The 14,404-nt window shown below is 60.5% G+C and carries 13 protein-coding genes; 9 read left to right on the forward strand and 4 right to left on the reverse strand.

Annotated elements, in window-relative coordinates; genetic code table 11:
* Positions 1–139 precede the first annotated feature (139 nt).
* The 3 genes from yajC to secF all read left to right on the forward strand — a co-directional run bounded on the left by yajC (position 140) and on the right by secF (position 3,597).
* Positions 140–469 carry a preprotein translocase subunit YajC gene (gene yajC, locus GH657_RS13015; protein WP_153101299.1) on the forward strand — a complete coding sequence of 110 codons (330 nt, stop codon included), beginning with the start codon at positions 140–142 and terminating at the stop codon, positions 467–469.
* Between the two features lie 147 nt (positions 470–616).
* Entirely contained in the window at positions 617–2,629 is a 2,013-nt protein-coding gene (gene secD, locus GH657_RS13020) for a protein translocase subunit SecD (protein ID WP_153101300.1), read from the forward strand.
* 17 nt (positions 2,630–2,646) lie between these two features.
* Complete coding sequence (gene secF, locus GH657_RS13025) at positions 2,647–3,597, forward strand: protein translocase subunit SecF (RefSeq protein ID WP_153101301.1); 951 nt, start codon at positions 2,647–2,649, stop codon at positions 3,595–3,597.
* Positions 3,598–3,782: 185 nt separating this feature from the next.
* On the opposite strand, the gene GH657_RS13030 is transcribed toward secF, so the two are convergent.
* The 4 genes from GH657_RS13030 to GH657_RS13045 all read right to left on the reverse strand — a co-directional run bounded on the left by GH657_RS13030 (position 3,783) and on the right by GH657_RS13045 (position 7,921).
* Positions 3,783–5,105, reverse strand: coding sequence for an MFS transporter (locus GH657_RS13030; RefSeq protein ID WP_153101302.1), 1,323 nt, complete (start codon positions 5,103–5,105; stop codon positions 3,783–3,785).
* Between the two features lie 996 nt (positions 5,106–6,101).
* Positions 6,102–6,668 carry a YceI family protein gene (locus GH657_RS13035; RefSeq protein WP_153101754.1) on the reverse strand — a complete coding sequence of 189 codons (567 nt, stop codon included), beginning with the start codon at positions 6,666–6,668 and terminating at the stop codon, positions 6,102–6,104.
* A gap of 80 nt (positions 6,669–6,748) precedes the next feature.
* Complete coding sequence (locus GH657_RS13040; RefSeq protein WP_153101303.1) at positions 6,749–7,312, reverse strand: YceI family protein; 564 nt, start codon at positions 7,310–7,312, stop codon at positions 6,749–6,751.
* A gap of 39 nt (positions 7,313–7,351) precedes the next feature.
* A complete protein-coding gene (locus tag GH657_RS13045; protein WP_153101304.1) occupies positions 7,352–7,921 on the reverse strand; it encodes a cytochrome b in 570 nt (189 codons plus the stop codon).
* Here GH657_RS13045 and GH657_RS18135 point away from each other — a divergent pair.
* The 6 genes from GH657_RS18135 to GH657_RS13075 are packed head-to-tail and all read left to right on the forward strand — an operon-like array spanning position 7,920 to position 14,351.
* The gene (locus tag GH657_RS18135) at positions 7,920–8,318 is read left to right on the forward strand and encodes a hypothetical protein (RefSeq protein WP_153101305.1); all 399 of its coding nucleotides are present in this window, start codon (positions 7,920–7,922) and stop codon (positions 8,316–8,318) included. The genes GH657_RS13045 and GH657_RS18135 overlap by 2 nt on opposite strands.
* A 43-nt stretch (positions 8,319–8,361) precedes the next feature.
* On the forward strand, positions 8,362–9,060 hold the full coding sequence (locus GH657_RS13055; RefSeq protein WP_153101306.1) for a paraquat-inducible protein A: 699 nt from the start codon (positions 8,362–8,364) through the stop codon (positions 9,058–9,060).
* A gap of 7 nt (positions 9,061–9,067) precedes the next feature.
* Positions 9,068–9,796 carry a paraquat-inducible protein A gene (locus GH657_RS13060; RefSeq protein ID WP_153101307.1) on the forward strand — a complete coding sequence of 243 codons (729 nt, stop codon included), beginning with the start codon at positions 9,068–9,070 and terminating at the stop codon, positions 9,794–9,796.
* Positions 9,789–11,435 carry a PqiB family protein gene (locus GH657_RS13065; protein ID WP_153101308.1) on the forward strand — a complete coding sequence of 549 codons (1,647 nt, stop codon included), beginning with the start codon at positions 9,789–9,791 and terminating at the stop codon, positions 11,433–11,435. Before GH657_RS13060 ends, GH657_RS13065 begins: the two co-directional genes overlap by 8 nt.
* Positions 11,432–12,205 carry a PqiC family protein gene (locus tag GH657_RS13070; protein ID WP_153101309.1) on the forward strand — a complete coding sequence of 258 codons (774 nt, stop codon included), beginning with the start codon at positions 11,432–11,434 and terminating at the stop codon, positions 12,203–12,205. The genes GH657_RS13065 and GH657_RS13070 overlap by 4 nt, the downstream gene beginning before the upstream one ends.
* A 46-nt stretch (positions 12,206–12,251) precedes the next feature.
* Entirely contained in the window at positions 12,252–14,351 is a 2,100-nt protein-coding gene (locus tag GH657_RS13075; RefSeq protein ID WP_153101310.1) for a site-specific recombinase, read from the forward strand.
* Positions 14,352–14,404: the final 53 nt, after the last annotated feature.

The raw sequence follows: 14,404 nt of genomic DNA on the forward strand, positions 1-14,404 counted from the left end.
GGTGCTACTCAGAAAATATGTGTGATGGCGCTTTTAAACGCTTGATCGCAAAGCCCATTTTTGGCAGCCGTCGCAGAAAACGCCGGTGGTAGAATGACCGGCTAAATTTTTTTGATCGTCAATAAACGGAGAGACCAACGTGTCGTTCATTTCAAATGCCTACGCACAAGGCGCAGCAGCAGGCGGTGTCGAATCAAGCCTGATGAGCTTTTTGCCTTTTATCGCCATGTTTGCGATTTTGTACTTCATCATGATTCGCCCCCAGATGAAGCGCCAGAAAGAACATCGCAACATGCTTGCCGCCATGGCCAAAGGCGATGAAGTCGTGACGAACGGCGGCATGCTAGGCAAGGTGACCAAGGTTGGCGAAGCGTATGTCAGCATCGAAATCACCGAAGGCACTGAAATCACCGTGCAAAAGGGTGCTGTCACCACGATTCTCCCGAAAGGCACGATCAAGTCCCTGTAACACCCCCCGCTGTCCGGCGCGGCGGCCATGGCTGCCGCAGCGGCTGTTTTGCCCTTGCCATGGCGGGCGTCTCGCCTGCTGCATGGCTAGCCGCCCGGCGCCGGACACATCGCTTTCCCTAGCCAACCTTCCCGTTGGACCCTCTTCATGAATCGTTACCCCCTCTGGAAATATGCCGTGATGCTGATGGCGTTAGTCATCGGCCTCGTGTTCACGCTGCCTAATTTCTTCGGCGAAGCACCGGCTGTGCAGGTGTCGAGCGGCAAAGCCACGATCAAACTCGATGCGGCCACGCTCACGCAGGTCGAAACCGCGCTCGCGGCAAGCCAGATCAAGCCGGATGCCATCGCTCTCGACAATGCGTCGGGCAACGCCACCATCCGCGTGCGCCTGGCTGATCCCGACACGCAACTGCATGCCAAAGACGTGCTGCAAAAAGCACTAAACACCGATCCGGCTGATCCCCAGTACATCGTTGCCCTGAACCTGCAAAGCGCCTCACCCGCCTGGCTAAGCGCGCTGCATGCATTACCGATGTATCTCGGGCTCGACTTGCGTGGCGGCGTGCACTTCCTGCTGCAAGTCGACATGGCAGGCGCGCTCAACAAGAAACTCGATTCCGACGCCTCTGACGCCCGCACCCTGCTGCGCGACAAAAATATCCGCGACGGCGGCGTCAACCGTGTGGGTCAAACCGTCGTCGTCAATTTCAGCGATGCCGATGCAGCCGAAGCCGCTCGCAAAGCGCTCGCCAGCGGCATCAACGAACTCACGTGGGAGACGCAGCCTGCTGCCAGCGGCGGCTTCCAGATCATCGGCAAGTTCACCCCCACCGTGCAAAAAGCGGTGCAGGACGCCGCGCTCAAGCAAAACATCACCACCTTGCATAACCGCGTAAACGAGCTCGGCGTGGCCGAACCCGTGATCCAGCAGCAAGGCGCAGACCGCATCGTGGTGGAGCTGCCCGGCGTGCAGGACACGGCCAAGGCCAAAGACATCATCGGCCGCACGGCCACGCTCGAAGCGCGCCTGGCGGACCCGCTCAACACCCATCCGAACCCGAACGACCCGGTGCCGCCGGGCGACGAGCTCTTCACCCAGGGCAACCAGACGCCCGTGCTGTTGCGCAAGCAGATCATCTTTACGGGCGACCGCATCATCGACGCCTCGGCGGGCTTTGACGAGCATCAACGGCCATCGGTCAACATCCGGCTCGATTCAGCGGGCGGCCGCGCCATCCGCAGCGTCTCGCGCGACAACATCGGCAAGCCGATGGCGATGGTGCTGTTCGAAAAAGGCAAGGGCGAAGTGCTGACCGTGGCCACGATCCAGTCCGAGCTTGGCGACCGCTTCCAGATCACCGGACAGCCCTCGCCACAGGCCGCCGCCGATCTCGCGCTGCTGCTACGCGCCGGTTCGCTCGCCGCACCGATGGACATCATCGAAGAGCGCACCATCGGCCCGAGCCTCGGCGCGGACAACATTCGCAAGGGCTTCGATTCCGTGGTGTACGGTTTCGTGGCCATCGCCGTGTTCATGATCGCGTACTACATGCTGTTTGGCCTGATCTCGATGATCGGGCTGTCGGTGAACCTGTTGCTGCTGGTCGCGGTGCTGTCGATGTTGCAGGCCACGCTGACGCTGCCCGGTATCGCCGCTATCGCGCTCGCGCTCGGCATGGCGATCGATGCCAACGTGCTGATCAATGAGCGCGTGCGCGAAGAACTGCGCGCCGGTGCGCCACCGCAACTGGCCATCCAGAACGGCTATGCCCATGCCTGGGCGACCATTCTCGATTCGAACGTGACCACGCTGATCGCTGGCCTCGCCCTGCTCGCATTCGGCTCCGGCCCCGTGCGCGGCTTCGCGGTGGTGCATTGCATCGGCATTCTGACGTCGATGTTTTCCGCCGTGTTTTTCTCGCGCGGGCTCGTGAACCTCTGGTACGGCGGCAAGAAAAAGCTCAAAACACTGGCGATTGGTCAAGTCTGGAAAGCCACTGAGACACCGGGCAGCGCCTCCGCGCTGCTGGAGCGCGAAGCAAGCCCCAGCGCCACGCCCGCCCGGGCAAACACTCAAGCAGGCACGCGCAGCGGCAAGCCCGTGGTGCGCCGCCGCGATCCGGGCAGCACGCCCGGCAAACCGGGTTCGCCCCGCTGAACCCCGGAGACTGAATCATGGAATTTTTCCGCATTCGTAAAGACCTGCCGTTGATGCAGCGCGCGTTGCTGTTCAACGCGATCTCGCTGCTGACGTTTGTCACTGCTGTGTTTTTTCTGCTGCATCGCGGCCTGCATCTTTCTGTCGAATTCACCGGTGGCACGGTCGTTGAAGTGCAGTATCCGCAAGCCGTGCCGCTGGAGCCCCTGCGCAATACGCTGGGCCAGCTCGGCTACGCCGATGCCCAGGTGCAGAATTTCGGCACCTCGCGTGATGTGCTGATCCGCCTGCCGCTCAAATCCGGCCTCACCTCCGCACAGCAAAGCGAGCAGGTGATGAGCGCGCTGAAAACGCAAAACCAGGCGGCGCAACTGCAGCGCGTTGAATTCGTCGGGCCCCAGGTGGGCAAGGAACTCGCCACCGACGGCCTGATGGCGCTAGCCTGCGTGGTGATCGGCATCGTGATCTACCTGTCATTTCGCTTCGAATGGAAATACGCGGTGGCCGGCATCATCGCCAACCTGCACGACGTCATCATCATTCTTGGCTTCTTCGCTTTTTTCCAGTGGGAATTTTCGCTCTCCGTGCTCGCCGCGGTGCTGGCGGTGCTGGGTTATTCCGTGAACGAATCGGTCGTGATTTTCGACCGGATCCGCGAAACCTTCCGCCGCGAACGCAAGATGACCGTGATCGAAGTGATCAACCACGCGATCACCAGCACCATGTCACGCACGATCATCACGCACGGCTGTACGCAGATGATGGTGTTGTCGATGTTCCTTTTCGGCGGCCCGACACTGCATTACTTCGCGCTGGCGCTGACGGTGGGCATCCTGTTCGGCATTTACTCGTCGGTGTTCGTCGCCGCGGCGCTGGCGATGTGGTTCGGCATCAAGCGCGAAGACCTCATCAAGGAAAAGAAAGAAAATCATGACCCGAACGACCCGAATGCGGGCGCTCAGGTTTAAGCATCACCAGACGCTAGCCATATTCGATGTCGATGTATTAGAGCCGGTACGCAGCAGCTAGCGCACAGAAAAAAGGCCGGGGTTCAGTTAAATGAACTGAACCCCGGCCTTTGACGTTTACCTGCTTGCTGCTTGCTGCCGGCAGCGTCTGTTTGCGTGCCCTCGGCGACACGGCCAACGCTTTCCTAACGAAAGCCCAGCTTGCGCCGCGCAGCAACCAGCGCGATCAGGCTAATGACAGCAGCGAACATCAGATAAAAGCTCGGCGCGACGCGCATCTCGGTTACGCGGATCAGCCACGCGATGATGAACGGCCCGAATCCGCCAAAAATCGTCACGGCGATGTTATAGGCCAGCGACATCCCCGTCGTGCGAATCTGCACCGGGAAGATCTGCGACAGCAAGCCTGGCAGCGCCGCAAAATAACCGGTCATCAGAAAGCCAAAAACAATCTGCACGACGATCAGCGTGCCCACCGTGGGATGCGCGACCAGATACACGAACACCGGATAGACCAGCACCAGCAACAACAGCGCAGGCACCAGCATGATGCGCGTCGGGCCATAACGATCCGAGCCGTACCCCACTAGCGGTGAGAACAGCATCTGGATCACCCCGGTCAGCGCAATCGCGGCAAACGACACCGAAGGCGAGAGCCCAAGTTGCTTCACACCGTAGGTCGGCATGAAGAGCACGAGGTAGGTCGACACCGTCCCCAGCACCACCACGCCAATCCCAATCAGCAACCGCAGCTTCTGGCTGGTGAAGGTATCGCGCAAAGGCGTCGTTGTCGTTTCAGCGGCGAGAAACTCGGGCGTCTCATCAAGTTGAGTGCGGATATACCAGGCTACGGGGCCGATCAGCAAGCCGAAGAAAAAGGGCACACGCCAGCCCCACGAGGCCATCTGCTCAGGTGTGAGCTGGCTGCTCAGCACCGCGCCAAAACCTGCGGCCAGCAGCGTGGTCAAACCCTGGCTTGCCACCTGCCAACTGGCAAAAAATCCCCGTCGCCCCGGCACATGCTCCGCCAGAAAAGCCGTCGCGCTGCCAAATTCGCCGCCTGCCGAAAAACCCTGCATCAGCCGCGCCAGCACGAGAATCACCGGCGCGGCGAGACCGATTGTTTGATAGGTCGGCAGCACCGCGATAATCAGCGTGCCGACCATCATCAACAGGATCGACAGCGTCAGCGCCGCGCGCCGTCCGGCACGATCGGCATAGGCACCCAGCACGATGGCCCCCAAGGGACGCATGAAAAACGAAACGCCGAACGTACCCAGCGTCAGTAACAAGGAAACGGTTTCGTTGCCTGCCGGGAAAAACAGCTTCGAAATGATCAGCGCGAAAAAACCATAGATAACCAGATCGAACCATTCGAGCGCATTGCCAATCGATGCCGCTGTCACCACGCGCCAGGAACTGGCGCGTGGCGGGATCAGAGGGTCGAGAGGAGGGGCTGACGGTATTACTGGCGAAGCGGGTGCGGCTGGCGGGACATTCACATTCATTCAGATTTCTCCTCGCAGGTGGCTTGTCGTTGTGATGGTGTTTTTTGGAGAGGTTTGCGATTGCGGCAGATCAACTCAAGTCAGTCGCTCCAGTGCGGTAAGGATGACAGATTTATTTTATCTGTCCCGTCTCCTGGGTCTTCTGGGTCTTCTGGGTCTTCTGGGTCTTCTGGGTCTCCTGGTTTAGCCTCCCCTATTCTGCACCTGCCTTGCTGGATCTGTAATCTGGATCCGTCCCCGCGCTCATCGCGCTGCGCGCCGGCGCATGATCGCTACTCCAGTATCAGATGCCGACCTATCGACACACCCTGGACAAGGAGGTCAGTCAACGCATGTCAGCCTTTGCTGGACGAGAGCACGATTCTCTTGTTCTGCCATACCACCTGCCTGAATAGCATGGACTGGCAGAGTGGAGATAATGGCGCGGGTCAAAGAGATCTCTGATGGAGAAAGGTTTAATTAAAAACCTGGATAGGCATATATATATTTAATAGCCATAAAACTTAATATCGAAACAGTTTCTTGAGCCAGGCAGCCACCACGATTTCTTGACGATTAACCTGAATAGTAAATATATATTATTTCCAGAACCTCCACGCTGGAAATATCCTTTGGGATGACAAAAGCAAAACGTTCAACCCTATAAATATAAATAACGTAAGAGATAACTATTTCAAGGATAGCGGTGACACTAAAACTGAAATGAACCACAAGGGGGACACACAATGGGACGAAGTTACTGAAAGTATCAGAAAAAGAATTCGACACTGATCAATAAAATGCCTACGATGCCTAACGCCGTCCAGTTAAGGTTTCTAGTGAGAAATCGAACGGCGTAACGAAAAGGTCTGGACTTGACTGCCTTGTTTTGTAGCTGCTTGTGGTTGTGGCTTTCCATCTGCTGCCTGCCGCGTTGCAAGGGCTGGCCCGGCGGTCGTGCCGCGCCGGAGTGCATAAACCCTCCGGCGCGGCCCCAACCTTTACATCCTTAATGCCTTACTGCTTGATGCCTTCGGCCTGGATATGCAGTTTCGTTTCCATATGGAAGCCATATTTGCGGCCGTAATCGAGGCCATAATCAGCGCGGTTGAACTGCGCGCTAGCCTCTACGCCACACGCCTCGCGCTTGTACAGCGGATGCTGCATGCACTTGAATGATTCGATCTTCAGGTTCAGCGGCTTGGTCACGCCGTGCATGGTGAGGCTGCCCACCACCTCGACCGGCTTGTCGCCTTCGAAGCGAATCTGCGTGCCTTTGTAAATCGCTGTCGGAAACTTCGCTACGTCGAAAAATTCGGCACTGCCCAGTTTTTCATCGAGCTTCGCGTTGCCGGTCTGAACTGAGGCGGGATCAATCGTGACCTCGACCGTCCCGGTTTTCGCCGCGCGATCAAGCGTGACCGTGCCACTGCTTTTGGTGAACTTGCCGCGCCAGATCGATAACCCGCCGAAGTGATCGGTTTCGAAGCTCGGATAGGTATGCGTCGGGTCAAGCTGATAAGTATCGGCCGCCAGTGCGCCCAGCGACAACGATCCCGCCAATGCCCCCACGGCAAGCATCAGAGATTTTTTCACGTCATTCTCCTTGTGGAAAAAAGCTCACTACGCGGCGCGTGGCGAGCATAGGTACGCTGGATACGCGTTTATTTGCGCGCTGCAACGAGATGAAACTTGATCACGACTTCATCAGCGACCACCGAGGTGTCTTTCCATTCACCCGTGCCGATATCGAACTGCAAACGCTTGACCGGCAACGCCCCGGCGAACACCTGCGATGCACCTTGCTGCGTCACCGTCACGGGCACCACGACGGTTTGAGTCTTGCCCTTGAGCGTCAGCTTGCCTGTGACCTTGTACTGGTTGCCACCCGCAGGCGCAATCGCGCTTGAGACAAACGTCGCCACAGGAAACCCTTTGGCATCGAACCAGTCCTTGCCACGCACCTGCTCGTTATAGCTTTCGTCGCCGAGGTCATAGCTGTCGACGTTGACCGTCAACTGCGCGCTGCCTGCGGTGGGTTTGGCTGGATCGAACACGATCTGGGCGCTGAATTTCTTGAACTTGCCTTCGATCGGCACGTTCATCTGTTTCGAAATAGCGCTCACGCTGCTTTTGGCCAGATCGACCTGGGCTACGGCACTGCCAGAAAACGTAAGCGAAGCCGCAGCAAATGCCGCCAGCATGTAGCGGTAAAACGAAGCTTTCATGGTTGCCCCCTTTGGCTTACCGGATTAATGGATGACGGACTATTTGAGGAAAGGAATCATGCGCGACAGCAGGCCATCGCGGTCGATCCACTGATGCTTGAGCGCTGCCGCGACATGCATCACGACCAGCACCAGCAAGCTGTAATTGAGTACAACGTGAACGGTCTTGAGCAGCACCTTGAGTTCGGCATCGGGCGCGATCAGGCGTGGCAGCGGCACGAGCCCGAGATACACCACCGGCACATTGGCCGCCGAACTATATAAGTAGCCGGACAGCGGAATCACCAGCATCAGCAGGTACAGCGCGAGATGCGCCAGATGGGCGGCCGCGCGCTGCCACGGCGGCGTGGCGGCGGGCAACGGCGGCGCGGCATGCGTGGCGCGCCAGATAACACGCACCACGGCCAGCGCGAAGATCGTCACGCCAATCCATTTATGCCAGGAGAAATAACGCAGCTTGGTGGGTGTAAAACCGGGAATGTCCGTCATCACCCAGCCAAGGGCAAAACCGCAGACAATCAGCAACGCGATCAGCCAGTGCAGCGCGATCGCAGGCCGGGTGTAGGATGCGCGCGCCGCACCCGATGAGAACGAAGCTTGATCTGCCATGATGAATATCGAACCCAGTCAGAATGAGCCAATAAATGAACGTGCAGCCAGCACTCGAAATTTATATGCACACCGCATGAAGCAAAAATTCTTCGAGTGTTTGAGTGCTCGAGTGCAACTCAAGGCCGCCATGCTAACTCAAAGCCGGATCATTTCGGCAAGTCATCCAGGCACGAAACAATCTGCAGCCGCCAGACACGCGGCCCACCCGAAAGCAGCCGTTCCGGGCCGGTTGCTGGCCGGGCGCCCCCTGGGCCAACTCGCCAGGCAGCCATGGATGGGCGTCTTGAGCGCATGGCGCTCCTCCGCGCGACCACCAGGAGGCGGAACGCCTTTGATACTATTGCGCGAGTTTTTGCCACAGTCTTTCCCGCCGCTGCGGATATTGCCGTTCTGAATATCGCCGTATCTTCTTCGTCCCGCTTTACCTTCAAGCCCGCATGGAACATGACAACCTGATTGCATGCCACGAGTGCGATGCCCTCTTTCGCAAGCCCCGGCTTAACGACCGCGAAATGGCACGCTGTTCGCGTTGTGGCGCCACGCTCTATCACAGCGCCTCAACCCGGCTCGACAACATCACCGCGATGACCCTCGCAGCGCTCATCACGTTTCTGATTGCCCTGTCGTTTCCCATCGTCGAGCTCGAAACCAGGGGCATCCGCTCCCAGTCGAGCCTGTTCGGCGCAATGCTGGCGCTCTGGGATGAGGACATGCAGATCGTCGCCGTGATGGTGTTTTGCTCAACGGTACTGTTTCCCCTCATCGAGCTAGTCGCGCTACTTTATGTCTTGCTGCCGCTGCGTTCCGGTTACGTGCCGCACGGTTTGAATGGCGTACTGCGCGCCATCCAGTTCGTGCGGCCATGGGGCATGATCGAAGTCTTCATGCTTGGGGTGCTGGTCACGATGATCAAGATGGCCAGCCTCGCGCGCGTGATTCCGGAAGCCTCGCTGTTCGCGTTTGGTGCGCTCACGTTAATCTTCGTCGCCGTCGTGACCTTCGATCCGCGCACCTTGTGGGATCTCGCCGATGACCTCGCCGCTGGCCGCGCGCCCCGTGACCGCGCCAACGGCAACAGCGAAGCTAGCGCTCCCGTCCTTGCTGAGGCGCCTGTCTTGCCTCCTCGTCAAGGATGAGCGCCCGATGAGCTACCTCACAGCCCGATGCGCCGGCCTGATTGCCTGCCACGCCTGCGGCCAGGTCGAAGCGGCCCGGCACAGCGCCGCATCGCAGCATCCGCACCCGTCCTGCTCGCGTTGCGGCGCGGCGCTGCATTCGCGCAATCCGGATAGCCTGACGCGAACTTGGGCGCTTCTGATCGCCGCGGTGCTGCTCTACATTCCGGCCAACCTGCTGCCGATCATGCATACCGCCTCGCTGGTCGGCGAAGAAGACGACACGATCATGAGCGGCGTCGTCTACTTCTGGACCTCCGGCGACTGGCCACTGGCCGTGATCGTCTTTGTTGCCAGCATCCTCGTGCCCATGCTCAAGCTCTCCGTGCTAGTGCTGCTGACGTACACCGCGCAGCGCCGCTCACGCTGGCGCCAGATGGAACGCACCACGCTCTATCGCGCCGTCGAGCGCATCGGCCGCTGGTCGATGCTCGATATCTTTGTCGTCACGCTCACCGTGGCCCTGGTACGCTTCAAATCGCTCGCCGAGATCACGGCGGGGCCGGGCGCGATTGCGTTCGGCTCGGTAGTGGTTCTGACGATGATCGCCTCCATGCAGTTCGACCCCCGTCTCATCTGGGATAACGTTCTAACCCGCGAACCCGGCCGTACAAAAAACGGCGAAGAGCCCCCCGTGAACCACAGCAACCAGCACGATCACGACAATCAGAACGCAGAGGGTTCCCATCATGACTAATCCGCAAGCGCCGACACCCAAGCCTGCCGTCCCCCCTCCGCCCGCCGGGCCCGATTTACCCAATCCGGACATCGTCGCGCCACGGCGCAGCTGGCTGCCTTCGCTGGTCTGGGTGATTCCGCTGGTCGCCGCGCTGATCGGGATCGCGCTCGTGGTCAGATCGGTGTACGACAAGGGTCCGACTATCACGATCAGTTTCAGCAGCGCCGAAGGGCTCGAACCCGGCAAAACCCAGGTGAAATACAAGGACGTCAACATCGGCGCGGTCAAAACCATCACGCTGTCGAAAAACCGCTCGAAAGTGCAAGTCGAAGTGCAGCTCACCAAGGAGGCCTCGTCTTTTGCTGTCAAGGGCACGCGCTTTTGGGTGGTGCGTCCGCGCATTGGCGCGAGTGGCGTGTCGGGGCTCGGCACGCTGCTATCTGGCGCGTACATTGGCGTCGATGCGGGCCGCTCCGATGAGAAACAAAAAACCTTCGCCGGGCTCGAGACGCCACCGCCCATCACTGGCGACCAAAAAGGCCACCAGTACACGCTACGCGGCGATTCGCTGGGCTCGATCGACATCGGCTCGCCAATCCTCTACCGCCGCCTGCAAGTAGGCCAGGTGGTTGGCTTCTCGCTCGACAAGGATGGCACCGGTGTGACGATGCAAGTCTTCGTGGCGGCGCCCTACGATCAGTACGTCGGCACCAACACCCGCTGGTGGCATGCCAGCGGCGTCGACCTGCGGCTCGATTCAGGCGGCTTCACACTGAATACGCAATCGTTGGCAACCGTGATCGTAGGAGGCCTGTCGTTTCAGTCGCCGCCCGGTCAAGCCGCGGGCAAGCAGGCGCCGAACAACATGACGTTCCGCCTGAGCCCCGACGAAACCGAAGCCATGCGCGACCCCGACGGGCCACCGCTGCGCGTCGTGATGAATTTCAACCAGTCACTGCGCGGGCTGGCGGTGGGCGCACCGGTCGATTTCCGCGGCATCGTGCTAGGTCAGGTCAGCGCCATTGGCATCGAATACAACCCCAAGACTCGCAGCTTCATGATGCCGGTCACGATGAATATCTATCCGAACCGTCTCGGCAAGCGTTTCCGCGATGCCGTACCGCATCCCGATGGCATCGTGGGCGAAAACTTTCTGCAGCGTCTCGTCAAGCACGGGCTGCGTGGCCAGTTGCGCACAGGCAACCTGATCACGAGCCAGTTATACGTCGCGGTGGATATTTTCCCGAAAGCGCCGCCCGCTACGATCAACGTCAATCTCGATCCGCTTGAGCTCCCCACCATTCCCAACACGCTCGACGAGTTGCAACTGCAAGTGGCGGATATCGCCCGCAAGCTCGACAAGATACCGTTCGACCAGATCGGCGAGAACCTGAATAGCTCGCTGAAAAATGCCAACCAGCTCTTCAAGCGGCTCGATACCGAAGTCGTGCCCCAGGTACACGACACCCTGGCGTCGGCCAAACAAACTTTCAGTTCGGCTGAAGCGACGTTGCAGCAAGGCTCACCGTTGCAATCCGATGTTCACCAGGCGCTCCAGGAACTGACCCGCACGCTGCAATCGCTGAATGCACTGTCGGATTATCTGGAACGCCATCCCGAGTCGCTCTTGCGCGGCAAACCAGGAGATAAACCATGACGCTTGCCCGGCTTTCTCATCTCCGGCGGCGCCCGCTGGCCCGAACCGCTGCGTGCGCCAGCCTCGTTGCGAGCGCGGCGCTGCTCACGGCGTGCGCCTCGCCCTCCAGCAACTTCTATACGCTGGGGGGCAGCGATTCCGCCAGCCCCTCACGCCTGGCCAGTACCCCCGCGCTGCTGATCGAAGTGCCGCGCGTCGAAGTGCCATCCCAGGTGGCACGTAACCAGTTCGTGATCCAGAACGATCCGCTCAAGGTGCGAGTGCTCGAACAGGAGCGCTGGATCTCGCTGCCTGACGCTGAAATCCGCCGTGCGCTCTCCTCCAGCCTGACGCAGCAACTGGACACTTTCGACGTCTCGGGCACGCCGCGCCCTTCGGGCGTGCCGCTGTATCGCGTGAACTTCACGGTGCAACGCTTCGAATCCTGGCCCGGCTCGCATGCCTTGATCGACGCGGTATGGAGCGTGCGGGCCGTGGACAACCCAGGCCTGGCCGTGCTGACCTGCCGCAGCATCGAGAATGAGCCCGTCAAGAGCGGCTATGAAGCCCTCGCCGATGGCCACCGGCGCGCACTTCAGCGCATCGCAGCCCAGATCGCCAGCGGCATCCGGATGCTGGCGGCGGCACCAGGCCCGTCAGGTAGGCGCCCCCCGCCAGCCAAACCCACCCCTGCCGCCCTGCGTCTGCCCTGCCCTGCGTCCGCTGCGACGGGCGCGCCGTCCATATCGGGCTCAAGCGCCCCTGACGCTGTCCCTGGCAGGAGCGGCTAATTGTTGGCACACGCCAGACTCGCCTCCTCAACCACTTCAGGTGTACATGTTTCGTTACCTCACGACTTTCATCAAAAAATGGCGGGCGTCGCGCAACAGCAGCCATCAACTCGATGCCCTGCTGGCCATCGCCGATAAAAATGCCCCTTACGCGGAACGCAGTGAATGGCTCGTCGAACTCGCTCACTGGCTGCATCGCGGCGGCGCACTCCAGACCGATACCCCGGAATCGGACGCTAACGCCTCGCGGCCGATCCCCGCTCACACGCGCGTGCGCTATCTGCTGCATGTGCTGGAGCGCAATCCGGCGTGGCAGGCCAACGTCGCGGGCATTCTGCGTGCCCTGCTGCGCGAAAGCGATAGCCTCTCGCTGTTGTGCGATTCAGGCATGCCGGTTCATTCAGGGTTTTTCGGCGCGCTCTCCGAGCGCTTCCAGTCCGCACTGATCCCGCCTGCGCCCAACCGGCGTGACCTCACGGCGATCTTCACGCTGATGTTCACCTCTGAGCAGGATGCCGAATGGATCGCCGCACTACCCGCCGATTTGCTCGCGCGTATCCGCGACCTGTTCGACTACCACGCGCCCGGCGATGAGCCGGGCAAAGCCAGCGGTTTCGCGTTCGACTTGCTGGCCGCGCTACACAATCTCACCTGCCAGATCAGCTCGACCGGCTTGTCGCACATCGTGCGCAGCCGTTTAAGCAACGCCGAGGCGCATACCCCGCCCGAGAAGCAGCCGTTTTACCGCCTCACGCGCGCGATGCTGGCCGTCGAAGCCGCGCATGAGGCCGTCGCGGAAGGCGCGGAACCGGGGCGGCTGCTGCACGAGGTGAACTATCTGCGCGTGTTGCTGGACCAGTGCCGGGTTGCCATCGATAACGTGTTTTCGCATCTGTATCAAAACGGCGTGAGCGTCGACATCGTGTTTCAGGTGGAACGCATGCGCATGCGCATTCAGCGCGCGGAACACTTGCTGGACACCTGGATGGCGGCCGACGATCTGCACGCACACGCCCGCCTCACCGCTGAGCTGATCCGCGCGAATTACGCCAGCCAGAGCGTGGCGCACCTGCTGCGCAGCAATTTCTCGCTGCTGGCGCGCAAGGTGGTTGAATACAGCGCCGATACCGGTGAGCACTACATCGCCCGCGATCGCGCCGAATATCTGAAGATGCTGCGCATGGCGGCCGGAGGCGGCCTCGTCACGGTGGTCACCGTGTGCGTGAAATTCGCCATTACTGGCGCGCACCTGCAATCGATGATCGAAGGGCTGCTGGCGGGCATCAACTACGCCGCCAGTTTCCTGCTGATGCACTTTCTGCATTTCTCGCTCGCCACCAAGCAGCCCGCGATGACCGCCCCGACTCTCGCGCGTGAGCTCGATGGCGCGGGCACGCCGGAGGGCGTCGAGAGTTTCGTGTCATCGGTGATCGCGCTGATCCGCACCCAGGCGGCGGCCATTCTCGGCAATGTGTTGCTGGTGTTTCCGGTGTGTCTCGGTGTGCAACTGCTGTGGCACGGGATGTTTCAAAGCGATCTGATCTCGCCGGAAAAAGCCCACGCGACCTTGCATTCGTTCTCACTGCTGGGCCCCACGCCGCTGTATGCCGCGCTCACCGGCGTGCTGCTGTGGTCGTCGAGCCTGCTGGCGGGCTGGGCCGACAACTGGTTCGTGCTGCATCGGGTCGGCGATGCGCTCGCCTATAACCGGCGGCTGCGCCTGACGCTCGGGGCTGCGGGCGCCGCCCGCCTCGCACAATTTTGCCGCTCGAATATCGCCGGGGTGGCGGGCAATATCAGCCTCGGCCTGATGCTCGGCCTCGTACCCGCGATCCTCACGGCCTTCGCCTTTACCTTCGAAGTGCGCCACGTCACGCTTAGTTCCGGCTCGGTCGGCATCGCGCTGGGCGTGCTGGGCAAAAGCGCGCTGCATCAGCCCGAACTCTGGTGGGCGGCGGCCGGCATCGGCAGCATGGCGATCCTTAACGTCGCGGTGAGCTTCGCGCTCGCCTTTTATATGGCGGTGCGCTCGCGCGATTTGCGGCGCGCCTACGTGCGCTCGCTGCGCGGTGCAGTCTGGCGCCGGATATTCCAGCATCCGCTGGATCTCGTCTGGCCCGTGCGGCGCAACCGCGAAGGCAGCTAGGACACTCCGGCGAGCCGCGTACAATGGCGCCCTTTCTTCCTCTCTCCATGCCC

The sequence above is a fragment of the Paraburkholderia hayleyella genome, from assembly GCF_009455685.1.
Lineage (GTDB): Bacteria > Pseudomonadota > Gammaproteobacteria > Burkholderiales > Burkholderiaceae > Paraburkholderia > Paraburkholderia hayleyella.